Here is a 7,866-nt window from a genome sequence, read left to right on the forward strand (position 1 = left end):
CGATCGACTTTCTAGAAACTTTCATGGCTGCAGCCTCCTGGAAAAAAGATTGAATTGTAGCTTGCGCTATAAATAACTGTTACAAACCCAACCAGTCAAGTATTCGGAATTTTCGCAAAAGACTAGAAACATCAATTTTCCGGCAAGGCTGAACTCTAGAAAAATTTTGACAGCGGCAACTCTTGAGTATTAGCGTAAGGGCACAACAACAAAGGAGGTTTTCAGATGAAAGTATGGCTGGTTTGCGCAGTGCTCCTGGTTCCAATCGCCTGGGCGCAAGACAAGTCGGTGCGGGTGGGTTTGCAGGCGGGGGGAACCCTCTCATGGATCATGCTAGCCATTGAACGTTACGGTCTAGGGAGGGAGCTGGGCCTCGAGGTCAAGGCCACCACCTTCGCCAGCAAGGACGCCAACCGGCTGGCCTTGCGCTCGGGTGAAGTGCAGATTGTGGTGGACGACTTCGTGGAGGTGCAGCTCCTGCGAGACCGGGGCTTTCCAGTACGGGCCATCCACCCCTACAGCTTGCTGACCGGAGGCGTGGCGGTGCCGGTCAAAAGCCCCATCCAGAGCCTGGCCGACCTCAAGGGGCGGAGCATAGGCACCACCAGCCTCACTGACAAAACCTTCCTGATGCTTAGGGCCCTTTGCATCCGCAAGCACGGCTTCGACCCGCTGCAGCAGAGCAAGGTGAGCGCAGTGGGCTCGCCTTTGATGGCCGAGCTGATGGAGCGGGGGCAGCTCGAGGCGGCCCTGCCCCTGTGGCATCACCTGGCCCGCATGCAGGCCACCGGGCAGTACCGCGAGCTCCTCAGCTCGGCCACCATCCTGCGCGAGCTGGGCCTGCCCACCGATGTGCCGCTACTCTTCATCATCGCCCGAGAGGACGCCGACCCCGAGGCCCTGCGCCGCTTTTTGCGGGCGGTGCAGCTAGCCTCGGAGCGGATGAAGCAAGATAGCGCCATCTGGGAGGCCATTTTGGAGGCCCGGCTCTACGCCTTGCCCGATAAGAGCCAGCTCCCCGCCCTGCGCAAGCGCTGGGAGAGCGGCCTGCCGCAGCGCTGGGATGCCAGCTCGCTTATCTCCTTGCGCCTGCTGGTGGAGCGGCTTCTGGCGGTGGCCGGGCCGGAGATTGTGGGTATCGAGCGGTTTGACCCCAGGGCCTTCAGCACCCAGTTTGCGGTGGCGCTGAGGTGAGTGCTTCCAGTGTGACCCAGGCTAACCTGGTTGTCCGAAGCTGGCTTTATCGCGGGGCCTCTTACGCTTCTATCCTACTAGCCTGGTTGGTTCTTTCGGCCTGGCTGGGCCCCAAGCTGATGCCGGGGCCGGGGGAAACCTGGGCCTTCGTGCAGCGGGAACTCGAGCGCGGGGTGCTGCTCGTCCAGGTGGGCATCACCCTTCAGCGGGTGCTGCTGGCCTTTGCCCTGGCTATGGGGGTGGGCCTGGCGCTTGGCTTCGCCTCGGGCCGTTCCCAGCGCTTCGAGGGGCTTCTGGAGGGCTGGGTAGCTCTGGGGCTGGCGATTCCCCGCATTCTGCCGATTGTGGTGGCCTACGTGTTGTTGGGCCTCAATGAGCTGGCCGCGGTGCTCTCGGTTTTTCTGATTGTGCTGCCCACGGTGGTGGTGCAGGTGCGCGAGGGGGTGCGGACGCTCGACCCCAGGCTCTTCCAGATGAGCCGGGTGTTCGGCAAGGGGGCTTTGGAGGTGCTCTACTTCGTAGCCTGGCCGCAGCTGGCACCCTTCGTCTGGGGCACCGCCCGGGCTACTTTGTCCTTGTGCTGGAAGATGATCGTCTTCGCCGAACTGCTGGGCCGCACCAGCGGGGTGGGCTACCAGATCGCCTTCTACTTCCAGATGTTCGAGATGCGAGGCATCCTGGCCTACGGTCTGGCCATAACAGTGGCGCTGGTGGCGCTGGACGCCCTGCTGGCCTGGGGGGGGCAGCGGGCCGGCCGCTGGCGGGCGCGGGAGGCTACGGCGTGACCCGGGTGGTCTTGCAGGAGCTTTCCAAGAGTTTTCTGCGCGGCCAGGAGGAAAAAAAGGTGCTGGAGCGGCTCAGCTTCGCGCTCGAGCCCGGTCAGTTCCTGGCCGTTTTGGGGCCCTCGGGCTGCGGCAAGACCACCCTGCTGCACATCCTGGCCGGTCTGGAGGACTACCAGGGCCAGCTCATCCTGGAACCCCGGCCCCGGGTGGGCTACGTCTTCCAGGAGCCCCGCCTTCTGCCCTGGCTCACCCTCGAGCGCAACCTGGCCTTCGCCCTGCGCAGGCCCGATGGGGCCAAGGTGCAGGACTGGCTCCGGCGGGTGGGGCTGGGCGGCTATGGCCGCTACTACCCTCACCAGGTCTCGCTCGGCATGCAGCAACGGGCCGGGGTGGCCCGGGCCTTGCTCATCGAGCCCAGCCTGCTTCTTTTGGACGAGCCTTTCTCCAGCCTGGACGAGCTCACCGCGCAGCAGATGCGGGTGGAGCTACAGGGCTGGCTGGCCCAGACCGCGGCCACGGTGATTTTGGTCACCCACAACCCCCTCGAGGCGGCCTACCTAGCCGACCGGGTGCTGCTGCTGAGCCGCTCGCCGGCCCGGGTGCTGGCCGAGCTCGAGGTGCCCTTCCCCCGCCCCCGCGACCTGGAGGCCCCCGAGCTTTGGCAGTTTGCCCGCAGCCTGGTGCGCTGCCTGGAGGCCGGGGCATGAGGTGGCTGGCAGCGGCGCTGCTCTTGGTGGCGGCCTGGCTGGCGCGGGAGTGGCTGGCGGCGCACGGGGCTCTGGGCCTGGAGCACCTGGGCTATAGCCTCTCCCGCTGGCTGCCCCCCATGCTCCTGGGCGCTTTGCTGGGGGCCGGGCTGGGCTGGGCCATGCGCCGCTGGGCCGGGCTGGAGGCCTGGCTCACCCCCTGGCTTTTGAGCCTTCTGGCCCTGCCCTGGCTTCTGATTATCCCGGCGGTGAACATCATCCCCTACCTGGGCCTGGACGAGCGGGTGCTGTTTGGGCTGGTTCTGCTGGTGCAAAGCGTTCACCTGGCCTCGGCCCTGGGCCGGCGCAAGCTCCCCGAGCAGAGCCGGGCGGCCCAGATTAGGCGGGGTTTTCGGCTGGGCTGGGCGGTGGTGGTCATCGGCGAGCTCTTCTCGCGCAAGAGCGGCCTGGGGGCCGAGTTCCGCTTTTATACGCTTTACTTTAGCCCCGAGCACCTGCTCTTTTTTACCGTCCTGATTCTCGCCTTCTTTGGCCTTCAGGAACTTCTGGCGAGAGGCTTTGCGCGGCTTGCGCTAGCGCCTTGGACACGGCCCGCTTCAGGGTAGTGCGGCCTTTCCAGACCCCCACGGCGAGTTCGGCCTCGAGGCCAGCCGGCTGCCAGGCTAGCGACGGCAGCGCCGGGCGCAGCACCTCGAGGGTCAGCAGCCCCGTTACCTCGCCCCGATCTAAGGCCGCCCCGGCCCCCGCCGGGTCGTCCAGATACTCCACCTGGTAGCCCTGGGCCTCCAGCCACTCGGAAAGGGCCAGCCGGTCGGCCCCCCAGAAAGGGGCCAGCAGGCCCACCCTGGGCCCTTGGCCCAGCAGCCCCCACTGGCTTTTCCGGTAGGGCAGGGGGCTCAGGAGCTGCTGGGTTTCGCGCCCCAGCAAGACGCCCCCTACCAGCAGGTCGCAGGACTCGGGCCGCAGGCCCCAGTCCACCGGATCCTGGCCCAGCCCCCAGCCCGCCTGCAGGTTGAACTGGGCCTCCACCCCCAGGGCCTTGGCGATGCGCCGGGCCAGCTCGGCCTCCTGGCCCCGCCCCTCGCGCTCAATCAGGGGGGGTAGGCTCGGGGGGTGGCAGACCCTAAGCACCCCGGCCTCCTGCACCCGGCTAAGGGAGAGGTCGGGGGGCAGCTCGCGGGCCAGCAGCAGCAGGGCCAGCCCCACCAGAAAGGTGAGCAGGCTGCCGCGGTAGGGGCTTCTCATCGGCGGTTGAACTCGTAGTAGGCCCAGCCCACCAGCCCAAGGGTCGAGAGGCCCAGCACCAGCCAGCCGGTGAGGGGGTCGAACTGCTGGAAGCCGATGCTGGCCCCCCGCAGCACGTCAATGGCGTAGGTCAGGGGGTTGATGCGCACCAGGAAGACCAGCCAGGGGGGGAAGATCTGCTGCTGCTGCTCCACGGTGAGGGAGGGGTCGAGGGGGAAGATGGAGCTGGCCAGAAAGTAGACCGGCAGAATTAGCGTGTTGGCGAAGACCCCAAACCCCTCGAAGCTCTGGATTCTCGAGGCGATAATCAGGCCCAGCGCGGTGAAGGCCAGGGCGATGAGCAGCATGGGGAAAAAGCAGGCCAGGAAGACCCCCCAGGGCATGGGCACATCCACGAAAGGGGCTAAAAGCAGCACCAGCAGGCCCTGCAGCAAAGCCAGGCTGGCCCCGCCCAGCAGCTTGCCCAGGAAGACCGCGGGCCGGGCTGCGGGGGAGGCCAGCACCTCGCGGAAGAAGCCGAACTCGCGGTCGTAGATGAGGGAGACCGCCGCCTGCACCGCCGGGTACATGATGTTGAGCACGGCCACCGCCGGGAAGATGAACTGCACGTAGGTGAAGGGCACCAAGAAACTGGTCTCGCGCAGGCCGGTGCGGAAGAAAGGGGAGAGGCCCACCCCGAAGACCAGCACCCACAACAGGGGCCGGCTGAAAGCCCCCATGAGCTGCCCCGACTCCCGCAGGCTGCGCTTGAGCTCCCGGCTCCAGACCGCGTAGAGCACCTGAAGAAAGTAGACCATAGCCTAGCGCGTGTGCTCGCCGCCTTTTTGGGCGAAGGCCAGGAGGGCCTGGCGGCCATCGGGCCCCTCGTCGCGCAGGGCCCGGCCGGTGAGCTTGAGGAAGACGTCCTCGAGGCTGGGGTAGCGCACCTCGAGGTGCCGCACCGCCCCGCCGTGCTGGGGCATGAAGCGGGCCAGGAATTCCTGCGGCTGGGCGGTCTCAAAGCCGATCCGCTCCCCTTCCCGATAGCCGCCCTGCTCCCGCAGAAGCTGCTCGGCCAGGGCCTCGTCGGCCAGGGAAAGCAGGATGCGGGCCGCGCCGTGGCGCCTTTTTAGCTCCTCCGGGCGGCCCTGCTCGATGAGCCGCCCCCGGTCCAGAATGGCCACCTGGTCGGCTTGCTCGGCCTCCTCGAGCTGGTGGGTGGTGAGGAGCAGGCTCACCCCCTCGCCCTGCAAGGCCCGCAGATAGTCCCAGATGCGGCGGCGGCTCTGCACGTCTAGGCCGGTGGTGGGCTCGTCCAACAGCAGCAGCCGGGGCCGGTGCAGGATGGCCCGCCCCAGCTCCAGCCTTCGCTTCATGCCGCGCGAGAGGGCCCGCACCGGGGCCTGGGCCCACTCTGCCAGCTCAACCAGCTCCAGCACCTGGGCAATGCGCCGGGCGTGGCCGAAGCCCATGCCGTAAATCAGGGCGTGGAAGGAGAGGTTCTCGTAGACGGTGAGCCGCTCGTCCAGGCTCGGCTCCTGGAAGACCAGGCCCAACAGCTGCCGTACCCGCCGAGGGTGCTGCCTGACCGAGTGCCCCAGCACCCAGGCCTCGCCCTCCTGAGGGGCCAGCAGGGTGGCCAGCAGGCCCACCAGGGTGCTCTTGCCGGCCCCGTTGGGGCCCAAAAGGGCGAAGAACCCCGGCGGCACCTCGAGGCTCACCCGGTCTAGGGCCAGGGTCTCGCCGTAGCGGTAGCGGAGGCTTTGGGCGTAAAGGAGCGGTTCAGCGGTTGTCATCGTTGCTTTCAGACTCGGGCCGCTTCTCGGTGGGCGAGGTGGGGGTGAAGAAGGCCGTAGGCAGGCCCTGCTGCCGCACCAGCCCGGCCATGCGGCCGCTCTGCAGCAGGCGCTGGATGGCCTGGTCAAGCTGGTCGCGCAGCGTGACCCGGTCCCTGGCCACGGCGGCGATCACGTACCAGTCGGTGTTGGGGATGCCCTCGAGGGCGCTAACCTGGAGGCCCTTCTGCTCCGGGTTTTTCTCCAGGCCATAGAGGGCCGGCGCGAAGATGATTCCGTGCCTCAGCTCCCCCGACAATAGTCTCTGGGCCAGGGTTTCGGAGCTGACCACCGGGTAGAGGCTATAGCGCCCAGGCTGCTGGCGCAGGATTAGGTTGTAGGGCAGGCTGCGGCCCACGATGCCGATAGGCTCGGTCTTGGGCACCTGGCCCAGCTTGCTGAACTGGCGGCTAACGAAGAGGTAGCGGGATTTGTAATAGGGGCGCGTGGCGAGCATCTGCTCGTCGGCGGGGTAGTCGAAAGCAGCGGTGGTGCTTCCCAAGAGACCCATGTACACATCGCAGTAACGCGCCAAGAGCACCTGGAACTCGCGCCGGGTGACGGGGATGGGCGGGGCGCTGGGGTTTGGCTGGGCCTCGCGGTGTATGTAGAACTTGGCCGGCCGGCCCAAGAGCCGGGCTAACTCCCGCGCAACCTGCTCCTCCAGGGGCCAGAGGGGGTTTTGTTTGTCTAAGCAGAAGGTAAGGGCCCGGTCGGTTTTTAGAAAGCGGTTCGGAAAGGGATATTCCTGGGGCTGGGCCCAGACCGCACCGCTCAGCAGCAGTGCCAGCCAAGCCATCGTGCGCATAAGGCCTCCTTTGCTTTGCCCATATAGTATGGGTGCGTACGGGGCGGGAATGTCAAGTTTGCCCTCGTTTCCAGCATGACCGGAACGGCCCCGAATGTGACGCTTAGGGGTATGTGCGGGGCTGCGGGCTTGCTAAGCTTATCTAGGGTATATGGCAAACGAAGCGAAGACTTTGCTGGAGGCCCTCGAGGCCGCCTGGGCCGAGGGTAAGGAAGCCGCCGTGGCCACCGTGGTGCGGGTGGTTGGCTCGGCTTACCGGCGGGAGGGAGCCAAGATGCTGGTGCGGGAGGACGGAGGCTCGGCCTGCATGATCTCCGGGGGGTGTTTGGAACAGGAGATGATCGAGCGGGCCATGCAGGTCCTGGCATGGGGGAGGCCGGAGCGCACCATCTTTGACTACGACGAGGAGAAGTCCTGGTGGCCGGGCTGCGGGGGCACGGTGGAGGTCTGGGTGGAGCCGGTGTACCGGGGAGGCCTTTTCCACCGGTGGCTCGAGGACAGCCTAGAGGAAGAAGGCTCGGTGCTGGCTACGGTTATTGGTGGGGGCGAGGGGCGGATTTGGTTGAAGCCCGACGGTGGTGTGGAGGGGCAGATACTGCCTGAGGAGCTCCACGAGCAGGTTTTGCGAACTGCCCGGCAGATGAAAAGCGGCAATTCCCGCTCCACCACCCGCTATGTCCAGGAGGCCGAGGTCTTCTTTGATCTGAGCAGCCCCATTCCAGAACTGGTGCTTTTTGGTGCGGGCCACGACGCCAAGCCCATGGCCAACCAGGCCCTGGTGCTGGGTTTCCGGGTTACGGTGGTGGACGCAAGGCCGGATATGCTGGAGGGTTTCGAAGGGTGTCAGGTGGTTCAGGCGGCCCCCGAGGAGTTTGCCGAGCGGGTGCGTCTGACCCCAAGGCAGCACGTTATCGTGATGAACCACCACCTGGAGATTGACCGCAAGGCCCTGCGCTTCGCTTTGGAGTCCCCGGCCCGCTACGTGGGGGTGTTGGGGCCCAGGAGCCGGCTGGAGAAGATGCTGGAGGCCCTCAAGTCCGAAGGGTTTGAACCCAGCCCGGAACAACTGGCCCGCCTGCGCAACCCGATTGGGGTGGACATAGGTGCAGAGAGCCCGGAGGAGATTGCCCTAGCCGCGCTGGCCGAGATTGTGGCCTTGCAAAGGGGCTTCAAGGGAGGTTTTCTGAGCGAGAAGAGGGCAGGCATCCACGAACCGGAAGGGAGGCCCACCTACGCACTCTGAGCAATCCGCCGCATCTGGGCGGCGATGCGCACCGAGGCATTGGAGGCCCCGAAGCCCTGGTAGTTGCGCC

General features: G+C 66.3%; 9 protein-coding genes. 5 read left to right on the forward strand and 4 right to left on the reverse strand.

Annotation, left to right across the window (positions count from 1 at the left end):
* Nucleotides 1–225: 225 nt before the first annotated feature.
* The 4 genes from NZN28_RS13215 to NZN28_RS13230 are packed head-to-tail and all read left to right on the forward strand — an operon-like array spanning nucleotide 226 to nucleotide 3,291.
* On the forward strand, nucleotides 226–1,194 hold the full coding sequence (locus NZN28_RS13215; RefSeq protein WP_295398890.1) for an ABC transporter substrate-binding protein: 969 nt from the start codon (nucleotides 226–228) through the stop codon (nucleotides 1,192–1,194).
* An 11-nt stretch (nucleotides 1,195–1,205) separates the two neighbouring features.
* Entirely contained in the window at nucleotides 1,206–1,979 is a 774-nt protein-coding gene (locus tag NZN28_RS13220; protein WP_295398892.1) for an ABC transporter permease, read from the forward strand.
* Complete coding sequence (locus NZN28_RS13225; RefSeq protein ID WP_295398894.1) at nucleotides 1,976–2,686, forward strand: ABC transporter ATP-binding protein; 711 nt, start codon at nucleotides 1,976–1,978, stop codon at nucleotides 2,684–2,686. The genes NZN28_RS13220 and NZN28_RS13225 overlap by 4 nt, the downstream gene beginning before the upstream one ends.
* The gene (locus NZN28_RS13230; protein WP_295398896.1) at nucleotides 2,683–3,291 is read left to right on the forward strand and encodes a hypothetical protein; all 609 of its coding nucleotides are present in this window, start codon (nucleotides 2,683–2,685) and stop codon (nucleotides 3,289–3,291) included. The genes NZN28_RS13225 and NZN28_RS13230 overlap by 4 nt, the downstream gene beginning before the upstream one ends.
* Here the strand turns inward: NZN28_RS13230 and NZN28_RS13235 are convergent.
* From NZN28_RS13235 to NZN28_RS13250, 4 genes are read right to left on the reverse strand one after another with little or no spacing between them, the layout of a single operon-like run.
* Nucleotides 3,191–3,931, reverse strand: a complete 741-nt coding sequence (locus tag NZN28_RS13235) for a hypothetical protein (protein ID WP_295398899.1) — start codon at nucleotides 3,929–3,931, stop codon at nucleotides 3,191–3,193. The two genes, NZN28_RS13230 and NZN28_RS13235, sit on opposite strands and share 101 nt — an antisense overlap.
* On the reverse strand, nucleotides 3,928–4,728 hold the full coding sequence (locus NZN28_RS13240) for an ABC transporter permease (RefSeq protein ID WP_295398901.1): 801 nt from the start codon (nucleotides 4,726–4,728) through the stop codon (nucleotides 3,928–3,930). The genes NZN28_RS13235 and NZN28_RS13240 overlap by 4 nt, the downstream gene beginning before the upstream one ends.
* 3 nt (nucleotides 4,729–4,731) lie before the next feature.
* On the reverse strand, nucleotides 4,732–5,706 hold the full coding sequence (locus tag NZN28_RS13245) for an ABC transporter ATP-binding protein (RefSeq protein WP_295398903.1): 975 nt from the start codon (nucleotides 5,704–5,706) through the stop codon (nucleotides 4,732–4,734).
* Nucleotides 5,693–6,553 carry a transporter substrate-binding domain-containing protein gene (locus tag NZN28_RS13250; RefSeq protein WP_295398905.1) on the reverse strand — a complete coding sequence of 287 codons (861 nt, stop codon included), beginning with the start codon at nucleotides 6,551–6,553 and terminating at the stop codon, nucleotides 5,693–5,695. Before NZN28_RS13250 ends, NZN28_RS13245 begins: the two co-directional genes overlap by 14 nt.
* A 151-nt stretch (nucleotides 6,554–6,704) precedes the next feature.
* Between NZN28_RS13250 and NZN28_RS13255 the strand changes: the two genes are divergently transcribed.
* A complete protein-coding gene (locus NZN28_RS13255) occupies nucleotides 6,705–7,796 on the forward strand; it encodes an XdhC family protein (RefSeq protein WP_295398907.1) in 1,092 nt (363 codons plus the stop codon).
* Nucleotides 7,797–7,866: the final 70 nt, after the last annotated feature.

The organism is Meiothermus sp. (assembly GCF_025056915.1).
In the GTDB taxonomy this organism is placed as follows: domain Bacteria; phylum Deinococcota; class Deinococci; order Deinococcales; family Thermaceae; genus Meiothermus.